The sequence below is a fragment of the Plantactinospora sp. CNZ320 genome (assembly GCF_002846275.1).
Genome location: NZ_PJMP01000001.1, coordinates 3,388,937 through 3,408,712 on the forward strand (window position 1 = coordinate 3,388,937; position 19,776 = coordinate 3,408,712).

19 protein-coding genes are annotated in these 19,776 nt (G+C 73.1%); 15 read left to right on the forward strand and 4 right to left on the reverse strand.

The annotated features are described in order from the left end of the window. Positions 1 to 9 precede the first annotated feature (9 nt). Positions 10 to 1,236, reverse strand: coding sequence for an amino acid permease (locus CLT71_RS14775; RefSeq protein WP_101367618.1), 1,227 nt, complete (start codon positions 1,234 to 1,236; stop codon positions 10 to 12). Positions 1,237 to 1,348: 112 nt separating this feature from the next. On the opposite strand from CLT71_RS14775, the gene CLT71_RS14780 reads away from it, so the two are divergent. Both CLT71_RS14780 and CLT71_RS14785 read left to right on the forward strand, forming a co-directional pair. After that, positions 1,349 to 1,822 carry an Lrp/AsnC family transcriptional regulator gene (locus CLT71_RS14780; RefSeq protein WP_101371453.1) on the forward strand — a complete coding sequence of 158 codons (474 nt, stop codon included), beginning with the start codon at positions 1,349 to 1,351 and terminating at the stop codon, positions 1,820 to 1,822. Positions 1,823 to 1,965: 143 nt separating this feature from the next. Continuing rightward, on the forward strand, positions 1,966 to 2,535 hold the full coding sequence (locus CLT71_RS14785; RefSeq protein ID WP_101367619.1) for a hypothetical protein: 570 nt from the start codon (positions 1,966 to 1,968) through the stop codon (positions 2,533 to 2,535). Between the two features lie 39 nt (positions 2,536 to 2,574). Here CLT71_RS14785 and CLT71_RS14790 read toward each other — a convergent pair whose 3' ends face one another. After that, positions 2,575 to 3,756 carry an alanine racemase gene (locus tag CLT71_RS14790; protein WP_199187602.1) on the reverse strand — a complete coding sequence of 394 codons (1,182 nt, stop codon included), beginning with the start codon at positions 3,754 to 3,756 and terminating at the stop codon, positions 2,575 to 2,577. A gap of 74 nt (positions 3,757 to 3,830) precedes the next feature. Continuing rightward, on the reverse strand, positions 3,831 to 4,691 hold the full coding sequence (locus tag CLT71_RS14795; RefSeq protein ID WP_101371455.1) for an oxidoreductase: 861 nt from the start codon (positions 4,689 to 4,691) through the stop codon (positions 3,831 to 3,833). Positions 4,692 to 4,845: 154 nt separating this feature from the next. Here CLT71_RS14795 and CLT71_RS14800 point away from each other — a divergent pair, with 154 nt between their 5' ends. From CLT71_RS14800 to CLT71_RS14835, 8 genes are all read left to right on the forward strand, one after another. Beyond that, positions 4,846 to 5,721 carry an STAS domain-containing protein gene (locus tag CLT71_RS14800; RefSeq protein ID WP_101371456.1) on the forward strand — a complete coding sequence of 292 codons (876 nt, stop codon included), beginning with the start codon at positions 4,846 to 4,848 and terminating at the stop codon, positions 5,719 to 5,721. Beyond that, on the forward strand, positions 5,721 to 6,170 hold the full coding sequence (locus tag CLT71_RS14805; protein ID WP_101367620.1) for an STAS domain-containing protein: 450 nt from the start codon (positions 5,721 to 5,723) through the stop codon (positions 6,168 to 6,170). The genes CLT71_RS14800 and CLT71_RS14805 overlap by 1 nt, the downstream gene beginning before the upstream one ends. Beyond that, entirely contained in the window at positions 6,167 to 6,592 is a 426-nt protein-coding gene (locus CLT71_RS14810; RefSeq protein WP_101367621.1) for an ATP-binding protein, read from the forward strand. The genes CLT71_RS14805 and CLT71_RS14810 overlap by 4 nt, the downstream gene beginning before the upstream one ends. Continuing rightward, positions 6,574 to 7,602, forward strand: a complete 1,029-nt coding sequence (locus CLT71_RS14815) for an ATP-binding SpoIIE family protein phosphatase (protein ID WP_101367622.1) — start codon at positions 6,574 to 6,576, stop codon at positions 7,600 to 7,602. Before CLT71_RS14810 ends, CLT71_RS14815 begins: the two co-directional genes overlap by 19 nt. Positions 7,603 to 7,615: 13 nt before the next feature. Beyond that, positions 7,616 to 8,998, forward strand: coding sequence for a sensor histidine kinase (locus tag CLT71_RS14820; protein ID WP_101367623.1), 1,383 nt, complete (start codon positions 7,616 to 7,618; stop codon positions 8,996 to 8,998). Then, complete coding sequence (locus CLT71_RS14825; RefSeq protein WP_101367624.1) at positions 8,995 to 10,551, forward strand: fused response regulator/phosphatase; 1,557 nt, start codon at positions 8,995 to 8,997, stop codon at positions 10,549 to 10,551. The genes CLT71_RS14820 and CLT71_RS14825 overlap by 4 nt, the downstream gene beginning before the upstream one ends. A 58-nt stretch (positions 10,552 to 10,609) precedes the next feature. After that, positions 10,610 to 12,805 carry an Hsp70 family protein gene (locus CLT71_RS14830; protein ID WP_101367625.1) on the forward strand — a complete coding sequence of 732 codons (2,196 nt, stop codon included), beginning with the start codon at positions 10,610 to 10,612 and terminating at the stop codon, positions 12,803 to 12,805. A 104-nt stretch (positions 12,806 to 12,909) separates the two neighbouring features. Further along, on the forward strand, positions 12,910 to 13,692 hold the full coding sequence (locus CLT71_RS14835) for a hypothetical protein (protein WP_101367626.1): 783 nt from the start codon (positions 12,910 to 12,912) through the stop codon (positions 13,690 to 13,692). Between the two features lie 115 nt (positions 13,693 to 13,807). Here CLT71_RS14835 and CLT71_RS14840 read toward each other — a convergent pair whose 3' ends face one another. Further along, complete coding sequence (locus CLT71_RS14840; protein ID WP_486483266.1) at positions 13,808 to 14,650, reverse strand: CDP-alcohol phosphatidyltransferase family protein; 843 nt, start codon at positions 14,648 to 14,650, stop codon at positions 13,808 to 13,810. Positions 14,651 to 14,763: 113 nt separating this feature from the next. Here CLT71_RS14840 and CLT71_RS37475 point away from each other — a divergent pair, with 113 nt between their 5' ends. The 5 genes from CLT71_RS37475 to CLT71_RS14870 all read left to right on the forward strand — a co-directional run bounded on the left by CLT71_RS37475 (position 14,764) and on the right by CLT71_RS14870 (position 19,719). Next, positions 14,764 to 15,756, forward strand: coding sequence for a zinc-dependent alcohol dehydrogenase (locus tag CLT71_RS37475; RefSeq protein WP_199187908.1), 993 nt, complete (start codon positions 14,764 to 14,766; stop codon positions 15,754 to 15,756). A 44-nt stretch (positions 15,757 to 15,800) separates the two neighbouring features. Beyond that, complete coding sequence (locus CLT71_RS14855; RefSeq protein ID WP_101367628.1) at positions 15,801 to 16,199, forward strand: 6-carboxytetrahydropterin synthase; 399 nt, start codon at positions 15,801 to 15,803, stop codon at positions 16,197 to 16,199. Positions 16,200 to 16,314: 115 nt separating this feature from the next. Next, on the forward strand, positions 16,315 to 17,541 hold the full coding sequence (locus tag CLT71_RS14860; RefSeq protein WP_101367629.1) for a glycosyltransferase family 4 protein: 1,227 nt from the start codon (positions 16,315 to 16,317) through the stop codon (positions 17,539 to 17,541). Then, on the forward strand, positions 17,538 to 18,398 hold the full coding sequence (locus CLT71_RS14865) for a class I SAM-dependent methyltransferase (RefSeq protein WP_101367630.1): 861 nt from the start codon (positions 17,538 to 17,540) through the stop codon (positions 18,396 to 18,398). The genes CLT71_RS14860 and CLT71_RS14865 overlap by 4 nt, the downstream gene beginning before the upstream one ends. 193 nt (positions 18,399 to 18,591) lie before the next feature. After that, positions 18,592 to 19,719, forward strand: a complete 1,128-nt coding sequence (locus tag CLT71_RS14870) for a lysylphosphatidylglycerol synthase transmembrane domain-containing protein (RefSeq protein WP_101371458.1) — start codon at positions 18,592 to 18,594, stop codon at positions 19,717 to 19,719. Positions 19,720 to 19,776 lie beyond the last annotated feature (57 nt).

Sequence of the window (19,776 nt, forward strand, 5' to 3'; positions counted from 1 at the left end):
GGATCCGAGTCAGCCGGGCCGGGTCGGGGCGAGCAGGGCCAGCGCGGTGACGCAGGCGGCGGGCACCAGGGCGTACCCACTGAAGGCCAGCACCACGACGACCGCGACGAGGGCGACGGCGGCGACCGCCCGCAGCGGCCCGGGCAGCACCCGACAGGCGGCGGCGGTGCAGCCGAGGTAGACCACCAGGAAGAAGGTCGTCGGCACGTTGACCAGGGTGGCCAGGGTGACCGCCCCGGTGCCGAGCAACCCGATCAGCACGACTCCCGAGCCGAGGAGACCGGCGACCAGCCATGGCGGTGCGGTGTCCCGGACGACCCGGCCGGGTGCCAGCGAGCGGGCCAGGCTGCCGGCCCCGGAGAGGTACGCGAGGACGGCGCCGACGGTGAGCACGACCGCGCCGACGGCGGCGACCGCCTGCCCGGCCGGGCCGATCGCGAGGGTGAGCAGCGCGGCGAGCGGCACCGAGGTGTTCGCCCCCGGGCCGAGCGCGGCGACGGTGACGGCGCCGAGTGCCAGGTAGATGACCGTGGTGACGCCGAAGGCGATGCCGATGACGACCGGGAGTTGCCGGCGGGGCTGCCGGAACCGGTTGGTCAGCGGCGCGATCGCCTCCCAGCCGACGAAGGCGAGCATCAGGGTCGAGGCCGCCGGACCGATCGCCGCCCAGCCGTGCGGCGCGAACGGCGTCCAGTTGGCGGTGCTGCTGGCCGGTGCCGCCCCGGCGACCGCACCGACGACGATGGTGACGAGCAGCACGACCAGGCCGAACTGCACGGTGGCCGAGGTACGCAGGCCGCGCAGCGTCACCGCGAGGGTGCCGAGCAGCAGGACGGCCGCGGTGGCGCAGGCGAGCCGCACGCCGCCACCGAGCAGGTCGGCGACGTAGTTGCCGCAGGTGACGCAGACGATCGGCGCCCCGGTGACCACCCCGGCCAGGAAGCACCAGGCGACCGCACGGCCGGCCCGGGCGCCGAGTCCCGCCTCCGCGTAGGCCCGGATTCCGCCGGCTGACGGGTAACGCACGCCGAGGGCGGCGAAGACGACCGCGAAGAGACCGGACGCGACGAGAAGGCCGGCCCAGGCCAGGATCGACGCCGGCCCGGCCTGGGTCACCGCCAGGCCGGGCAGGAGCAACAGGCCCGGCCCGAGCAGCGCCCCGACATAGAGCGCGGCTCCGCGCAGCACACCGAGATCGGGTACGACGGCCGCACGCCGGCCACTCAGGATGGTCATGCGCTGGAGTCTTGCAGCGTACGGGCGGCACGCGATGGCAAATGTGCGCGCTGTGAGGGCCGTCCACGCAACATCGTTGCGCCAACGGCGGCGTCTGCTGCACGATGTGCCGATGGCCACCTACGACTCCACGGACCGGGCGATCCTGGAGCGCCTCCAGACCGACGGCCGGATCGCCAACGTCGACCTCGCCGAGGCGGTCGCCCTCTCCCCCTCGGCCTGCCTGCGCCGGGTACGCGCCCTGGAGAAGGACGGGTTGATCGCCGGCTACCGGGCCGAACTGGACCGGACCCGGCTCGGGCTGGACCTGACGGTCTTCATCGAACTGAAGGTCGGGCAGCACTCCCGGGAGACGGCCGCCCGGATCGAGTCGGTGCTGAGCGGCATCCCCGAGGTCGTCGCCTGTCACGTGATCTCGGGCTCCGCCGACTTCCTGGTCGAGGCGGCGGTGGCCAACCTCGCCGCGTACGAGCGGCTGCTGATCGACCAGATTCTGGCCATCCCGGCGATCGTGGACGCCCGCAGCACCTTCGCCATCCGGACCGTGAAGACCCGTGGTCCGCTGCCACTGGCCCAACTGCGCTGAACCGGCCGGTCGGCGGTGCCGTGAAGCCGATCTGAAGCCGACGGTTGCCAGACTCTGCGGGCCCGCGTGGCACCGCACGGCGGCGAGCCCGACCGCCGCCAGCGGGCGTGGGGCGCGTCGACGGGTGGCAGGGAGGCCAGGGAATGGATTCGTCGGTCGGCATCGCGCGGGCTGAGACACCGCGCTGGCAGGCTGTGCTGCACCGCTGGCCGAGCCTGCTCGGACTGGCGGTCGCCGTACCGCAACTGGTGCTCGGCGCGGAACACGAGTCGGTGGCGATCGTGGTCTGCGTGGCCACGCTCTGCTACCTCGGTGCCGCCGCCCTCGACCGTCCGTGGGTCGCCTGGGCGGCGATCCCCGGCAGCAGTCTGCTGGTGGCGGTCAGCAAGATCCTCGGACTGGCCTGGTGGGCCGGCATCGCCGTCGCGGCGGTAGCACTGGTCGTCGTCGGTCTGCTCCGCCGGGCACCCCGGCCGGCGTTCACCGCCCAGGTCGCGGCCGTGCTCGGGTACGGCGGTCTCGCCGTGGCCACCCTCTGGGTCGCGCCCCGCGCCGGTCTGGTGCTCGCCGGGCTGCTGCTGGCGGCCCACGGGGTGTGGGACCTCGTGCACTATCGGCGCGGGCAGGTGGTGTCCCGGTCGCTGGCGGAGTTCTGCATGCTGCTCGACGTACCGCTGGGGATCGGTGTCGTCGTCCTGGCGTTCCTCGACTGACCGACGCCGGGCCGACTGACGGGGTGAGTCGTCGGGCGGCTACCAGCCGCGCAGCCGGGGCCAGACCTGCGTCGCGTGCCCGGTGGCCGGGTCGAGGACCAGATACTCGTCGTGCTGGGCGGCGGTCGCGCAGGCGTGGATCGGCAGGATCCGTACCCGGGTACCGACCGGAAGCTCGGGTAGCGCGGCGGAGCTTCCCGGGCGGACCGTCAGGATGCCGTGTTCCTGACTGGCGTCGGTCATCACCAGATCCGGATGGAGCGGCCCGTCGAGCCGGGCGACCAGGCCGTACCCCTGGTCGACCGGATGGTCCGAGGTCCCGCGGTCGCGCGAGGTGGCCATCCAGCCGCCGTCGGTGACGATCCACCCCTTCTCCGGCTGGTGGCCGATGACCGTGACGACCACGGACATCGCCAGGTCGTCCACGGTGCAGACGCCGATGCCGGCCATCACCAGGTCGAAGAAGACGAAGTTCCCGGCCCGGACCTCGGTGACCCCGGTGAGGTCCGCCGCGAAGTGCGCGGTCGGGGTCGAGCCGACGCTCACCACAGGCGTGGCGAAACCGGCGGACCGGAGCAGTTCGGCGGCCCGGACAGCGCTGGCCCGCTCGTTCTCCGCCGCAGCGACCAGTTCCTCCCGGGACCGGCAGTGGTAGGAGCCACCGGCGTGCAACAGCACTCCCCGGGCCTCGGCACCGCCCCGCTCCAGCGTCTCGGCGATCCGCACCGCCGTCGGATCGTCCGGGCGCAGCCCGCCTCGGTGCCCGTCACAGTCGATCTCGATGAGCGCCGGGACGCGTACCCCGGTCCGGGACGAGACGGCGGCCACCGCCTCGGCCTGGGCGACGCTGTCGACGAGTACCTGAAGGTCCACCCCGGCGTGGTGCAGTGCCACCACCCGGCCCAGCTTCTGCGGGGCGAGCCCGACCGCGTACAGGATGTCGGTGTAACCGTGTGCGGCGAAGGCCTCCGCCTCGCGCAGCGTCGAGACGGTGATCGGCCCCGGTTCGCCGTCGAAGAGCAGCCGGGCGACGGCCAGCGACTTCGCCGTCTTGACGTGCGGGCGCAGCGGGGTGCCCAACCCGGCCAGCCGGGCCCGGAGCCGGTCGATGTTCCGGGTCACCCGCTCCGGGTCGACCACCAGGAACGGGGTCTCCGGCTCGCCCTCGGTGGGCCGTACCTCGCCGGCGGGCGCCGGCCGGGCGTCACTGGTCAGGGTCACGACGGCTCTCCTCCGGGTTGCCCGGCAAGTCTAGGCGGACCGCCTGCCCAGGGGCGCCGAGAAGTGGATGGGAGTCAGGTTCCGAGTAGCGCGAGATCGTCGTCGGTCAACCGCAGCCGCCCGGCCGCGATGTTCTGCTCCAGATGTGCCAGCGAGCCGGTGCCGGGAATGAGTGCGATGTTGGGCGAGCGGGCCAGCAGCCAGGCCAGCGCCACCTGGGGCACGGTGGCACCGAGGCGGCCGGCAACCGCGGTCAGCGGCTCGGCGGTCAGCGGCTGGAACCCGCCGACGGGAAAGAACGGGACGTACGCGATGCCGGCGTGCGCACAGGCGTCGACGAGGGGATCGTCGTCTCGTGCCGCGACGTTGTACAGATTCTGCACGCACACGATGTCGGTGACGGCGCGCGCCCGGACGACCTGGTCCTGGCTGACGTTGGAGACGCCGAGGTGCCGGACGAGACCCTCGGCGCGCAGCGACGCGAGGGTTTCCAGCGCGGCCTCGAACGGAACGTCGGGGTGCCCGCGATCGCCCATGCGGAGGTTGACCACGTCCAGCCGGTCCACCCCGAGGGAGCGCAGGTTCGCCTCGACGCCGCGGCGAAGACCGTCGGAGGTGAGGCCACGCTGCTCGGCGGGAGGGAGGGTGATGTCGTCGCCCTCGACCAGCGCGCCGACCTTGGTCACGATCACCAGATCGTCCGGGTAGGGATGCAGGGCGGAGCGAATCAACTCGTTCGCGGCCACGCCGTCGCGCGCGTAGTAATTGGATGTGTCGAGGTGGTTGACGCCGAGCTCTACAGCCCGGCGGAGGATCGCCAGGGCGCTGTCCCGATCGGGTCGTTCACCTCTCGGCCATCCGGTGAGCTTCATGGTGCCGTAGCCGACTCGGTCGATGGTCAGGTCTCCGCCAAGAAGCCAGTGCTGGTTCACCATGATCATCGACCATACCGTCTCACGTGTCGATCGGATGGTCGTGGTCGAGCGGCCGGCCACGGCGGTCTCGAAACCGCTTTCACCTGGCCGGTGATACAGTCCACCGGCCGGATCGACCGCCAACGTGGTCGTGACCAGGATCGGGGAGGGAACGATGGGCATCACGGCCGACGAGAGCAGCCGATTCGCCGGGGTACTCGAAACCCACTCGGAACGACTGGTCGAACGCTGGATCGAGGTCGTCGCCACCTCCCTGCGCAGCCGGATGACCCAGGCGGAGTTGCGCCAGCAGGTGCAGGAGATCTACCGGGCGTTGACCGCCGCGCTCGAGCACGGACGGTTCGACCTGGCCGCCGAGAATTCGGCCGCACTCCGGGCCAACCTGGTGGAGATGTCCCGCAGCCGGGCACAGCAGGGCTTCACCGCCTCGGAGACCGCGGTCAGCGTACTCGCGCTCAAGGACGCCCTGCTCGACGTGCTGGACGTGCGGTCCGGTGACAAGCAGGCGCTCGCGGACTACGTCGCCGCCTCCGCGGTCGTCGACGAGCTGGGGCTGTTCACCTTCGAGCGGTACGCCCGGTCCCGGGAGGAGCTGCTCAGCGAGCAGGCAGAGCAGCTCCTGGAGCTCTCCACCCCGGTGGTGAAACTCTGGGAGGGCGTGGTCGCCATCCCACTGGTCGGCACCCTGGACTCGGCCCGGGCCCAGGTCGTGATGGAACGACTGTTGCAGACCCTCGTCGACACCGGCTCGCCGTACGCGATCATCGACATCACCGGGGTACCGGCGGTGGACACCCAGGTCGCGCAGCACATCCTGAAGACCGTGGTGGCAGCCCGGCTGATGGGCGCCGAGTGCATCGTCTCCGGGATCCGGCCGCAGATCGCCCAGACCATCGTGGCGCTCGGCATCGAGTTCGGTGACATCGCCACCAAGGCGACCCTGGCCGACGCGCTCCGGCACGCCCTACGGATGATCGAGCAGTCCCGACGAAACAACGGCACCGGCCCGGCCGCGACCCGGGGCGCCTGATGGACCGGGTACCGGTCCTCAAGATCGGCGACCTGCTCCTGGTCTCGATCCAGGTCGACATGGAGGACCAGACCGCGCTGGCCCTGCAACAGGACCTCTCCGACCGGATCGTGGAGAGCGGCTGCCACGGGGTGATCATCGACATCACCGCGATGGACATCGTCGACTCCTTCGTCGGCCGGATGCTCTCCACCATCGCCGCGATAGCCCGGGTGCTGGACGCCGAAACAGTGGTGGTCGGGATGCGTCCGGCCGTCGCCATCACCCTCGTCGAGCTGGGCCTGTCGTTGAACGGCATCCGGACCGCACTCAACGTCGAACGCGGCATGGAACTGCTGGCCCGGTCGCGGCAGGAGGAGCCGTACGCCGAACCGGGCGCGGAATCGGACACGGCGTGGATGTTCGCCCTCGGCCCCGACTCCGGCCACCCGACGGCGACCACACCTTGACCGGGGATCCGAGGCTGGCCACCGCGCAGCTCGTGACGATCAGCGCGGACGCGGACGTGGTCCGGGTCCGGCAGCTCGTCCGCACCGCCGCCGTGGCGGTCTCGCTCTCCCTGGTCGACCAGACCAAGCTGGTCACCGCCGCGAGCGAGCTGGCCCGGAACACCCTGGTCTACGGCGGTGGTGGCGGCGCGGAGGTCGAGATCGTGGACAACGGCCGCCGCAGGGGCATCCGGATCGTCTTCTCCGACGACGGCCCCGGGATCGCCAACCTGGAGCTGGCGCTCACCGACGGCTACACCTCCGGCGGCGGGCTGGGCCTCGGCCTCGGCGGCGCCCGTCGACTCGTCGACGAGTTCGAGGTGGACACCGGCGTCGGTCGGGGCACCCGGGTAACCATCACGAAATGGGCGCGATCAATGTGAGCAACGACCACCGGCTCGTCGACGAGGGCATATGGTTCCAGGTCGAGGAGCCCGGTGCGGTCGGCACGGTACGCCGGGCCGCCGAATCGCTGGCCGGCCGGCTGGGGCTCGACGAGGCCCACAGCGGTGCCCTGGCCATCGTGGCGGCCGAACTCGCCAGCAATCTCGTCAAGCACGCCGACCACGGGCAGCTACTGGTCCGGCCGGTCCGGACCGACCAGGTGGCCGGGGTGGAGCTGATCGCCGTCGACTCCGGCCCCGGGATGACCGACGTGCTCTCGTCGACCCAGGACGGCCACTCCACCGCCGGCTCGCTGGGGATCGGGCTGGGGGCGATCGGCCGGCAGTCGAGCTGGTTCGACGTCTACTCCCTGCCCGGACGCGGCACGGTGAGCGCCGCACAGGTCTGGCCGGCGGAAGCACCGGAGCCGGACCGGATCGCCGGACTCAGCCGGCCGATGAGCGGCGAGCAGTCCTGCGGCGACGGGTTCGCGATGCGTACCGTCGAGGGCCGGCGGCAGGTGCTCGTCTGCGACGGGCTCGGGCATGGGCCGCTCGCCGCGTTGGCCGCGCGGGCCGCCGTGAACGCGTTCCACCTCGCCCCGGCGGCGCCCCCGGCGGCGGTCCTCGAACACCTGCACCGGGCGATCAGCCACACCCGGGGTGCCGCCGCCGCGGTCGCCGAGTTCGACCCGGAGGCCGGACTGCTGCGGTACGCCGGGCTCGGCAACATCTCCGGCGCCGTGCAGCACTACGACGAGCGGCGCGGCCTGGTCTCCATGCCCGGCATCGTCGGTCACCAACGCCGGACCGTACGCGAGTTCGACTACCCGTTCCCCGGCGGCGCCTGCCTCATCATGCACAGCGACGGGGTGACCGACCGCTGGCGGCTCGCCGACTATCCCGGGCTGCGGGGGCGCTCGCCCCAGGTGATCGCCGGTACGCTCCTCCGGGACGCCGCCGTACGCCGCGACGACGCCTGCGTCCTGGTCGCCCGGGGCGCGCCGTGACCGGGGACCGGGCATGACCGAGGGCACGCCGACCGGTCCGACGCTGCTGCGGCTGACGCTGCGTGCCGAGTCGGACGTGTTCCTGGTCCGCCAGCGTGGTCGGGAGGTCGCCGCCGCCGTCGGTCTGGAACACCAGGACCAGGTCCGGCTCGCCACCGCGCTGAGCGAGATCGGCCGGTACCTAGTGGTCACCCTGTCCACCCCGGCACGGGCCGATGTCGCCTTCACGGCGGCGGTCGACGAGCCCAGGGCGACGCTGGTCACCGAGATCACCACCGTGTTGCCCGCCGGCACGTCGGCGCAGACGCTCACCGGCGCCCTGCTGGTCGGCCGGCTGGTCGACACCTTCGACGTCGGCCACGACGGTGCCGCCACAGTCATCCGGATGACCCGCAAGATCCCCGCCACTACCACGCTGACGCCGGAGCGGCTCGACGTGATACGCGACAACCTGAACGGCTCGGCCGCCCGTACTCCGCTGGAGGAGATGGCCGAGCAGAACGAGCAACTCCTCGCGGCACTCGAGGAGACCCGGGCCCAGCGCGACGAACTCGCCCGGCTCAACGCGGAACTCGCCGAGACCAACCACGGCGTGCTGGCGCTCTACACGCAGCTCTCCGAGGAACTCGACGAGACCAACCGGGGCGTCGTCGCGCTGCACGCCGAGTTGGAGGACCGCTCGGTGCAGCTCCGCGCGGCCAGCGAGGCGAAGACCAGGTTCCTGGCCAACGTCAGCCACGAACTACGTGCACCGGTGACCGCGGTGATCGGGCTGACCCGGCTGCTGCTGGACCCGGCCTCCGACCCGCTCACCGCCGAGCAGCGGCAGCAGGCCGAACTGATCCGGGGCTCCGCCGCCGACCTGCTGTCGCTGGTCAACGACCTGCTCGACCTCGGCAAGGCGGAGTCCGGCGCGATCGAGCCGAACTGGTCCGAGGTGGAGCTGCGGGCCGTCTTCGGCCAGCTCCGGGGCACGGTACGCGCGATGGCCACCCGGCCCGAGGTCGAGCTGGTGGTCGTCGACCCCGAACCACCGACGGTGATCCGCACCGACGAGGTGCTGCTGACCCAGGTACTGCGCAACCTGCTGCACAACGGGCTCAAGTTCACCGAGCACGGCGAGGTCCGGATGACGGCCGAGGTCGTCGGCGACGAGTTGGTCGTCCGGGTCAGCGACACCGGGATCGGCATACCCACCGAACTCCAGGAACGGATCTTCGAGGAGTTCTACCAGGTACCGGGGAGTGGATCCGCGACCGGCGCCAGGGGTACCGGACTCGGGCTGCCGTACGCCCGGCGGCTCTCCCGACTGCTCGGTGGCGACCTCCGGGTGACCGGCGAGCCCGGCCGGGGCAGTACGTTCACCGTCCACCTGCCGTTGAGTCCGGTGCCGTGAACAGCCCGGAACAGGTCGGCACCGGCGCCACCATCCTGGTGGTCGACGACAGCGCCGCCAAGCGGTACCTGCTGGTGAGCTGGCTGACCCGGGCCGGGTTCACAGTCGTGCAGGCGGACAGCGGCGGTGCCGCGCTGGAGCGGATGGAGCGGGAGGAGATCGATCTGGTCGTCCTCGACGTGCGGCTCGGCGACATGAGCGGGTTCGAGGTGAGCGAGCGGATCAAGTCCGATCCTCGGCACGCCTCCCGACCGGTGATCCACGTGTCGGCGCACGCGGTGAGCGTGGCCGACCGGGCGCAGGGGCTGACCCGGGGCGCGGACGCGTACCTCGTCGAGCCGATCGAGCCGGACGAGTTGATCGCCACCACCCAGGCGGCGCTGCGCTACTACCGGGCCCGCAGCCGGGCCGAACTGCTCGCCACCCGGCTCGCCCGGCTCGCCGAGACCACCCTGGCGGTGAACGCGGCACCCTCGTTCGCGTCGATGCTCACCGCGGCGGCGAGCGGAGCGGCCCGGATCTTCGGCACCGGGGCGCTGGTCGCCGGCCAGGACGCCGACGGGCGAGGCTTCGCGGCGGTGGTAGGCGAACCGGACGGGCCGGCGACGATCCAGGAGTGGACGGCCGACCTCCGGGCGGTGCCGGTCGGACTCGGGATGCGCACCGAGGCGGCGACGGACTGGCCGGTGCCCGGCCGTCCGGACGACCGGATCCGGGTGGCCACCGCACGGCTGCGGCCCGATCGCCCGGCCGTGCAGGTGGGGGTACCGGAATCGGTGCTGGCCACCGAGTCCGCCGTACTCAGCCAGCTCGTCCAGGCGGTGGCGACGGCGGTCGAGGCACAGCGCTCGTACGACGAGGAGCACCGGATCGCGGTCACGCTCCAACGCAGCCTGCTGCCCCGGCGGCTGCCCACCGTGCCCGGACTCGATCTGGCCGTCTGCTACGAGCCGGCGAGCGCGCAGACCGAGGTCGGCGGGGACTTCTACGAACTCGCGATGATCGACGACCGGCTGGTCGTGGCGATCGGCGACGTGGCGGGGCACTCGCTGCACGCCGCGACCGTGATGGCCGAACTCCGGCACGCGATCCGGGCGTACGCGGTGGAGCGGCACCCGCCCGGCGCCATCCTGGAACGGGTCGACGAACTCCTGCGCACCCTGCTGCCGGGCGAGTTCGCCACGCTCTGCCTGCTGACCCTCGAGCCGGCGACCGGCCGGATCCGGCTGGCCAGTGCCGGACACCTGCCTCCGCTTGTCGTCACGGCGGACTCGACCGAGTTCGTCGTACACCGGGCTCCGCTGCTCGGGGTCCGGGCCGACCGGCCGGACGACCTGGAGTTCGTCCTTCCTCGCGGTGCCACCCTGGTGCTCTACACCGACGGCCTGGTCGAACGCCGGGACGTCGACCTCGACCGGCGGCTGGACGACCTGGCCGGCAGCGCGGCGGCCGTCGAACCGGACCTGGACGGGTTCTGCCAGCGGCTGCTGGCCGAACTCGGCCCGGTGGAGGTCAGCGACGACATCGCCGTGGTGGCGCTGCGCCGGCACTGAGGCCACCGGGGCGGGACGCCGACGTCCCGGACCGTCGGGCGCCGACTAGGCTGCCACCGTGGCGGACGATGGCTTCCGGCTGAGTGTCGACTATGGAACGTCGCACACCGTCGCCGTGCTGCGCTGGCCGGACGGGCGTACCCGACCACTGCTCTTCGACGGTTCGCCACTGCTCTCCTCGGCCACCTGTGTGGAGGACGGCAGCACGATTCTGTCCGGTCAGGACGCCATCGATGCCGCCCGACGACGGCCGCAGGGCTTCGAGCCGTACCCGAAGCGGCGCATCGGCGAGGGCACGGTCTGGCTCGGCGACCGGGAGGTCCCGGTCACCTCGCTGGTGTCCGCCACACTGGCCCGGGTCACCGACGAGGCCCACCGGGTCGCAGGGCCGGGCGGGCCCGGATCCGTACTGTTCACCGTGCCCGCCACCTGGGGGCCGACCCGGCGGGCGCTGCTGGTCTCCGCCGCCGTCGAAGCCGGCCTGCCCGAGCCCCGACTCGCCGCCGAGCCGGTCGCCGCCGCGAGCTACCTGGTGGGGGCTGGCGTACTGGACGTACCGGCCGGTGGTCACGTCGCCGTCTACGACCTCGGTGCGGGCACCTTCGACGCGACCGTCGTCCGGCGTACCGCCACGGGCGGCTTCACCGTGCTGGCCACCGACGGGCTGCCGCAGACCGGCGGGTTGGATCTCGACGCGACGCTCGTCGGGCACGTCGGCCGGCTGCTGGCACAGCGTGATCCGGTCCGGTGGCAGCGGCTGACCGCACCGGGCGACGACGTCGACCGCCGCGCCGCGCTGGCACTGTGGGACGAGGCCCGCCGGGCGAAGGAGAGTCTGAGCCGCAGCTCGGTCGGTTACCTGCACGTCCCGCTCTTCGAGGAGTCGGTACCGGTCGGCCGGGAGGAGTTCGAACGGCTGGCCCGGGTGGTGCTGGACCGTACCGTCGAGGTGACGGTGGCGGCGATCCGCTCGGCCGGCCCCGGCGCGGGACCGGCCACCGTCGTCCTGGTCGGGGGCGCGAGCCGGATACCACTGGCGGCGACGCTGCTGCACCGGGCCCTCGGGGTGGCACCGGTCGTCACCGAGCAGCCTGAACTCGTCGTGGCCGAGGGCGCCCTCGCGGTACCGCCGGACGACATGCTGCCGACCGGCCCCGCCCCGGCACCGCCGCTCTCTTCCCCGACCGGCTCTCCCTCGACCGGCTCTGCGCGGGCCGTTTCTCCCCCGACCGGCTCTGCGATACCGCCGGTCGACCCGTTGGTGCCGGCGCCCGCCTCGCCGGTACCGGTGCCCGGCCCGCCAGCTCCGGCCGCAGGGGGCGAGCCGCCGGCCGGCGCCACGGGCCCGGCGCCGCCCTGGAAGAGCGGTCGGATGCTGCTCGCCGGGCTGCTCGCGCTGGCCGTGCTGGCCGTCGCCGTGGTGTGGCGACCGTGGGACCGCCCGGGCGGTGGGGCGGCCGACCCGACGCCGAGTGCGCAGACGTCGCCGGCCTTCGCCGAAGGTACGACCATGCGACGGTTGCAGGCGGCAGGGCAGATCGCCATCGGCAGCAGGTTCGACCTCCCCGGCACCGGCTACCGGGAGCCCGACGGGACGATGACCGGGTTCGACGTGGAGATCGGGCGGCTGATCGCCGGTGAACTCGGCATCGACCCCGACCGCGTGCGGTGGACCGAGGCGCCGTCGACGGGGCGGGAGGAACTCATCGAGCAGGGCGCGGTCGACCTCGTCATCGCCACCTACACCATCACCGAGACCCGCACCGAACGGGTCACGTTCGCCGGGCCGTACCACCTGCCGGGGCAGCGACTGCTGGTACGGCCTGACGAGACCACCATCACCGGCCCCGAGTCGCTACGGACCAAGGGGTACCGGATCTGCACCGTCACCGGCACGCCGCACGGCCGTCTCCTCGAAGAGCACCTCGGCGGCCGGTCGCTGGGGCTGACGTCGCTCGGCGGCTACCAGGAGTGCGCGCAGGCGCTCCGCACCGGCGCGGTCGACGCGATCACCGGGGACGGACCGGCCCTGGTGGGACTGGCCGCCGACGGCAGAACCGGATTCCGGCTGGTGGGCCCGGCCTTCGCACCGCAGCCGTACGGGATCGGCCTGCGCCGGGGCGACGAGCCGTTCCGGGCCTGGCTCAGCGAGACGTTGCGCCGGATCGTCGCCGACGGTCGTTGGCGGGCCGCCTGGCAACGCACCCTCGGCCGGTACGACAAGCAGGAGCCCGCCGTTCCCGAGATCCGCTGACTCCCAGGTCTGCCGAGGGCGTGGAGGCGTCGGAACCATCTCCGGCGACCCTTTCCGGGCGAGCCGCGACCGTCGGAACGGATTCCCGGCCGAGAATGCATGGCATGCCGACGGTATCCGCGAAACCGGACGGCGCGGCCCGGTGGCCGCGCCCGGCCGCATCCCGCCCGGGGACGGCGGCGAGGCCGGTCGCCGCCGGCTCGATGCTGGACTACTACCTGGTCCGACCCGACAATCCGGACTTCGCCGGCCCGGCGGGGATCCTCGTCGAGGAGTTCGTGCTGGGCCGGGACCATTCGGCGGTACGGCTCGACAGCGCCGGGTGGACGGCCGGCGGCTCCCGCTGGCGGGGCGCCTCGGAGTTCAGCCGGGGCGTACGCGCCGACGCCGCCCTGTGTGACCGGGTCGTCGCCGCCAGCCGGCAGGAGATCGAGTTCGTCTACCGCCATCTCGGCGGGGGTGAACTACCGGGCGAGGAGATGCTGCGGGGCTACTTCGACGACGGCATCCGGCTGCCCGTCTCGGCACCGCTGCGGCTGAACCCGGGCCTGGCCACCCCAGGCTTCAGCGAAACCCGGATACACCGGGTCCTCTTCACCGCCGGGCTCGATACAGAGGCGCTTACCGGACTGCTCGGCACCTGGCGGATGCGGCCCGGCCGGGGCGGCACCCGGACCGGCGTCGTCGGTACCGCCACACGCCGGATCGGTGCCGACGCCTTCACCTGGGAGCTGCGCCGGATCGGTGCCGGTGCCGCCTGGTGCCTGGATCTGACCGCCGACCTGGCCGGCAGCCGGGACGACGCCATCGGAGCACTGCTGCGCGAGCTGACCACGGCGGCCAGGACGGCGGGGCTGATCCCGGTGACGATCGAGCGGCTGCGCTGACTGGATGACTGTGCTGACTGTGCGGCCGCTGACGTTGCGGCAGCGCTGACTGTGCGGCAGTGCTGACTGTGCGGTGGTCGACGGTGCGGTTGGTTCGGCACGGGCCGGGCAGGGTTCAGCGCGGGCCGGCCGGTACCGGGTCGCGGTGGTGTGCCCGCCACAGCCAGCCGACGTCCCGGCCGAAGGACCAGCAGAGCAGCGCCAACGCCAGCCCGACCGACGCGTACGCCAGCGGTCCGGGAAGCAGCCCGGAACTCGCCACCGCCAGCACGATGCCCTGCATCGCGGCGACGACCTTCCGGGAGAACCGGTGCGGCAGCGCCGCGTTCAGCCACGGCAGCGCCCAGGCGGCCGCGACGAAGAGGTACCGGAGGACGCCGATGGCCAGCACCCAGGGGCCGAGGGACTGCGCCAAATAGGCGCTCAGGACCAGGATGAGGAAGGCGTCGACCTCCATGTCGAACCGGGCGCCGAGCGCGGAGGTCGTGCCGGTGCGCCGGGCGACCTGACCGTCGACCCAGTCCAGCGCCAGCGCCACGCCCGCCACCGCCACCAGCAGCCCGACCGGGGCCGGCGCCCAGAAGGAGGACGCCACCAGGGCTGTCACCGCGCCGACCAGGGTGCCCCGGGCCAGGGTGACCTGGTTGGCCGCACCGAGCAGCCGCGCGCCGGATCGGCGCATCGCCCGGCTGAGCAGCAGCCAGGTGACCACCGCGTACGCCGAGCCGGCCAGCCAGCCGGCGGGCCCCAGCCCTACCGTGGCGGAGAGCGCCGCCAGCAGTACGAGTTGGACGGCCAGCCCCACCGCCGGTCCGTCCAGGTCGCCAGGTCCCTCCAGGTGGGCCGGCGTACCCGCCGGTACGGGACGGCCGGCGTCGAGCGGTGCGGATCCCGCCCGCTGCCGCGCGGGACGCAGCCGGACCAGGGATGATGGGATCAGATGATCACTGACAGTCAACGTTCCTCCGTCACGGTTTGGCACGATCGACGCGCCGCGTATCGTTGCCGCTGCCCACCCCCGTGGAAACGGAAAACATCCGCGTTCGGTTCATCGCACCGGGAAAGGAGTTGCTGACAGTGCGTACCCAGGCCTTCTGGTTGGCTACACCCGGCCGGGGCGAGATCCGGTCGGCGACGCTGGCGCCACCCGGTGCCGACGAGGTGCTCGTCCGCACCCTGCACTCCGGGCTGAGCCGGGGCACCGAGACGCTGGTCTTCGCCGGCAAGGTGCCGCCGAACCAGTACGCGACGATGCGCGCCCCGTTCCAGGAGGGCGACTTTCCCGGCCCGGTGAAGTACGGCTACCTCAACGTCGGACTTGTCGAGGCGGGGCCGGAGCACCTGCTCGGGCGTACCGTCTTCTGCCTCTACCCGCACCAGACCCGGTACATCGTGCCGGCGTCGGCGGTCACCGTCGTACCGGATGGGGTGCCGGCGTCCCGGGCGGTGCTCGCCGGCACCGTGGAGACCGCGGTGAACGCGCTCTGGGACGCCGCGCCGCTGGTCGGCGACCGGGTCACTGTCGTCGGGGCGGGGATGGTCGGCAGCGCGGTGGCCGGGGTCCTCGCCCGGTTCCCCGGTGCCCGGGTGCAGTTGGTCGACGCCGATCCCGGCCGGGCGGGTGTCGCCGCCGCGCTCGGCGTCGACTTCGCGTTGCCCGGCGACGCGGCCGGCGACCGTGACCTGGTGGTGCACGCCAGCGCCACGTCGGCCGGGCTGACCCGTTCGCTGGAACTGCTCGCTCCGGAGGGGACCGTCGTCGAGCTGAGCTGGTACGGCGACCGCCAGGTAAGCGTGCCGCTCGGCGAGAACTTCCACTCCCGCCGATTGGTGGTACGCAGCAGTCAGGTCGGTACGGTGTCACCGAACGTACGCGGACGGCGTACCTTCGCCGACCGGCTCGCGCTCGCCCTCGAGTTGCTCGCCGACCCGGTCTTCGACGCCCTGCTCACCGGCACCTGCGCCTTCACCGAGCTGCCCGAGGTGTTACCCCGGCTGGTCAGCGGGGAACTGTCCGCGCTGTGTCACCTGGTCGACTACGGTGACGCGGCCACCGACCGTTAGCTCCGACAGACCGACCCGAGCGGGAAACACCCAGGAGGAGAGCCTTGTTCAGCATCACCGTCCGTGACCACATCATGATCGCGCACAGTTTCCGTGGCGAGGTCTTCGGGCCAGCGCAGAAGCTGCACGGGGCGACCTTCGTGGTGGACGCCACGTTCCGCCGGCCCGAACTCGACGCCGACAACATCGTCGTGGACATCGGGCTGGCCTCCGGGCAGCTGGCCGAGGTGCTGGGCGAACTCAACTACCGCAACCTGGACGACGAGCCCTCGCTCGCCGGGATCAACACCTCCACCGAGGCGCTCGCCCAGATCATCGCCGACCGGCTCGCCGAACGGGTGCACGCGGGGTCGCTCGGGGCCGGGGCGCGCGGCCTGACCGGCATCACCGTCACGCTGCACGAGTCGCACATCGCCTGGGCCAGCTACGAGCGGACCCTGTGACAGCAGCGGATCCCGGCATGACCGGAACGGACCCCGGCCTGACAGCAGCGGATCCCGGCACGACAGCAGCGGGTCCCGGCGGCGCCCGGCGGAAGCCGGGGAGGCAGGCGGCGCGGTGAGCGCCGGGACCGGTTACGTGGTGCTGCCCGGGGACATCGACGACCCGGGCACCCCGAGCGGCGGCAACGCCTACGACCGCCAGGTCATCACCGGGCTGGTCGGGCTCGGCTGGCAGGTGCACGAGCTGGCCGTACCGGGGAACTGGCCCCGGCCGGACCCGGCCGAGCGGGCCGCGCTGGCCGCCGCGCTCGACGGCGTACCGGACGGCGCGGTGGTGCTGCTGGACGGGCTGGTGGCCTGCGGGGTACCCGAGGTCGTGGCCCCGGCCGCCGATCGGCTCCGGCTGGCGGTGCTGGTGCACCTGCCGCTGCGCGACGAGACCGGGCTGCCACCCGAGGTGGCGGCCCGGCTCGACGACCTGGAACGGCGCACCCTGCGGGCGGTCCCGACGATCGTCGCGACAAGCGCCGGGACCGGGCGGGCCCTGGTGCGCCGGCACGGCCTGCCCGCCGGGCGGGTGCACGTCGTGCCACCCGGGGTCGCGGCCGCACCGCTGGCATCGGGTACCGACGGCGCGACGAACCTGCTCTGCGTCGCCTCGGTCATCCCCCGCAAGGGGCAGGACGTACTTGTCGAAGCGCTGGCGAGCCTCGCCGACCAACAGTGGAGCTGCCGCTTCGTCGGCCCCGTCGACCGCGATCCGGACTACGTCGACCGGCTGCGGCACGCGGCTGGGACGGCCGGGTTGACCGACCGGGTACGGTTCGCCGGTCCGCGTACCGCAGCCGAGCTGGCCGCCGACTACGAAGCCGCAGACCTGCTGGTGCTGCCGTCCCGGGCCGAGCCGTACGGCATGGTCGTCACCGAGGCGCTGGCCCGGGGCGTACCGGTGCTGGGCAGCGAGGTCGACGGGTTACCGGAGGCGGTCGGGCGGGCACCCGACGGCGCCGTACCCGGGCTGCTGGTGCCGCCCGGCGACCCGGCGGCGCTGGCCACGGCGCTGCGCCGCTGGTTGGACGAACCGGAGCTGCGGCACCGGCTCCGGACCGCCGCTCGGCACCGCCGGGCGGAACTGCCGGGCTGGGAGGTCACCGCCGCCCGTCTGGGTGAGGTGCTGACGGCGCTGGCCCGGCAACCGGGAGCACCCAGGCAGCCACGGGAAACCGGGGACGATCCGTCGTCGCCCGGTCGGGACGATCCGTTGGAAGGATCGCGGAGTCGAGCGCACCGAGGGGACGGCATGACTGAGCACGGAAGCGAGCGCACCGAGGGGACCGCATGACTGAGCACGGTGAGCGAACTCAACCCGACGGCGGGGTCGACGATTCGCCGTACAGCCTGGCCTGGCTCGGGCTGCGGGAGCCGGCCGACGCCCGGGCCAGGGCGGACGAGTTGGTGGAGGCGCTGCGCGGCGTCCTGCCCGAGACCGGTCCGACGGTGATCCGGGACCTGGGCTGCGGCAGCGGTTCGATGGGGCGCTGGCTCGCCGGTCGGCTGCCCGGTCCGCAGCACTGGGTGCTCTACGACCGTGAGGCAGGGCTGCTCGCGCACGCCCGGGACCACCTTCCGGATACCGCCGCCGACGGCTCGCCGGTCAGCGTGCTGACCCGGGTGTGCGATCTCACCCAACTGACCGCCGACGATCTCGCCGGGGCGTCCCTGGTCACCGCCTCCGCCCTGCTCGACCTGCTCAGCCTGGCCGAGGTGGAACGGCTGGTCACGGCCTGCGTCGACGCCGGCTGTCCGGCGCTGCTGACCCTCTCGGTGCTGGGCGAGGTGGAACTCTCCCCGGCCGACCCGCTGGACGCCGAGATCGCCGCCGCGTTCAACGCCCACCAGCGACGCGGCACCGGCGACGGCCAACGGCTGCTCGGCCCGGACGCGGTGGACGCGACCGCCGAGGCGTTCCGCCGGCTCGGGGCACAGGTGCGGGTCCGGCCCAGCCCCTGGCGGCTCGGCCCGGCCGAGGCGGAACTGGCCGCGTGGTGGCTGCGCGGCTGGGTGGCCGCCGCCGTCGAGCACCGTCCGGAGCTGGCCGGCCCGGCCGCCGGATACCTGCAGCGCCGGCTCGCCGCCGCGACCGCCGGTGAGCTGCGGGTGGTCGTCGGGCACGCCGACCTGCTCGCCACGTACGCCTGAAGCCACCCTCGCCACGCACGAATCAAGCCACGCTCGCCACGCACAGATCAAGCCGTACCGCCACCTCGTCACGCTCGGATGAACCGCAGGCCCGGTTGCCTCGTACTACTGGCGGGACACCGATCGAGGGAGGCTGGCGGATGTGCGGGGCGAGTACGGCACGGCGGGGAGTTCCGGCGGACCGGGCGGCGTCGTGAGGCGTACCTTCTGGGCCTGGGCACGGTTGCTCGGCGGCGCCGCCATCCTCGGCTTCCTGCTGTGGCGGCTCGGCACCGAGGCGTTCCTGGACGGCCTGCGGGTGATCGACGCCGGCACCCTGCTCGCCGCGCTCGGGATCGGGCTGCTGACCACTGTCTTCAGCGCCTGGCGCTGGTGCCTGGTGGCCCGGGGTCTCGGCATCCGGTTGCCGCTGGGCAGGGCGATCGCCGACTACTACCGGGGGCTCTTCCTCAACGCGGCGCTGCCCGGTGGCGTACTCGGGGACGTGCACCGGGCGGTACGGCACGGCAGGGACGTACACGATGTGGGTCGCAGCGTTCGGGCCGTGGTGCTGGAACGTTCGGCAGGACAGATCGTGCTGGTCACCGTCGGTGTGCTGGTGCTGCTGCTCAGCTATCCGGCCCCGTTGCCGACCGTTGTCGGCTCCGGTCCGACCGGTCCGCTGCCGGCCGCCGTCCTGCTCGGCGGCATCCTGCTGGCTGCCGGTGCGCTCGGCATCGGCGGCTGGCTGGTGCTGCGGCGTCGACGGCGGCTCACCCGACCCGCCGAGCCGGAGGCGGCCCGTCCCGCCGGCTCACGGTGGCGCCGGGCGTGCCGGACGGCCGTCTCCGACGTACGGCTCGGGCTGCTGGCCCGGCGCAGTTGGCCAGGCGTGGCGCTCTCCTCCGCCGTGGTGCTGGCCGGACATCTCGGTACCTTCGTCGTCGCGGCCCGGGCCGCTGGCTCGTCGGCGCCGGTGGACCAACTCGTACCGCTGATGCTGTTGGCCCTGATCGCGATGGCGCTGCCGCTGAACGTCGGCGGCTGGGGTCCCCGGGAGGGCGTCACCGCCTGGGCCTTCGGCGCCGCCGGGCTGGGCGCCTCGCTCGGCCTCACAGTCGCGGTGGTCTACGGGGTGCTCGCCTTCGTCGCGAGTCTGCCCGGAGCCGTGGTGTTGGTCGCCCGCTGGGTCGCCGGACTCCGCGCGGCCGGCACCACCACGATCGACGCCACCACGGTCGGCACACCCGTGACCGTGGCCTCCGTCGTCGTCGCACCCGCGACCGTGACATCCGGTGAGCGGGTGACGGCGCGGCTCCGGCTGCCCCGGGCGGTCGCGTGACCGGCGGCAAGGCCCGCCGCACGCTCCCCGCCGCCCCGGCCGGCCAGGCCGCCGTGT

Coding starts and splice junctions, on each gene's coding strand:
- CLT71_RS14775 (WP_101367618.1), bottom strand. CDS start 1,236: ATGACCATCCTGAGTGGCCGGCGTGCGGCCGTCGTACCCGATCTCGGT.
- CLT71_RS14780 (WP_101371453.1), top strand. CDS start 1,349: ATGGCCACCTACGACTCCACGGACCGGGCGATCCTGGAGCGCCTCCAG.
- CLT71_RS14785 (WP_101367619.1), top strand. CDS start 1,966: ATGGATTCGTCGGTCGGCATCGCGCGGGCTGAGACACCGCGCTGGCAG.
- CLT71_RS14795 (WP_101371455.1), bottom strand. CDS start 4,691: ATGGTGAACCAGCACTGGCTTCTTGGCGGAGACCTGACCATCGACCGA.
- CLT71_RS14800 (WP_101371456.1), top strand. CDS start 4,846: ATGGGCATCACGGCCGACGAGAGCAGCCGATTCGCCGGGGTACTCGAA.
- CLT71_RS14805 (WP_101367620.1), top strand. CDS start 5,721: ATGGACCGGGTACCGGTCCTCAAGATCGGCGACCTGCTCCTGGTCTCG.
- CLT71_RS14815 (WP_101367622.1), top strand. CDS start 6,574: ATGGGCGCGATCAATGTGAGCAACGACCACCGGCTCGTCGACGAGGGC.
- CLT71_RS14820 (WP_101367623.1), top strand. CDS start 7,616: ATGACCGAGGGCACGCCGACCGGTCCGACGCTGCTGCGGCTGACGCTG.
- CLT71_RS14835 (WP_101367626.1), top strand. CDS start 12,910: ATGCCGACGGTATCCGCGAAACCGGACGGCGCGGCCCGGTGGCCGCGC.
- CLT71_RS14865 (WP_101367630.1), top strand. CDS start 17,538: ATGACTGAGCACGGTGAGCGAACTCAACCCGACGGCGGGGTCGACGAT.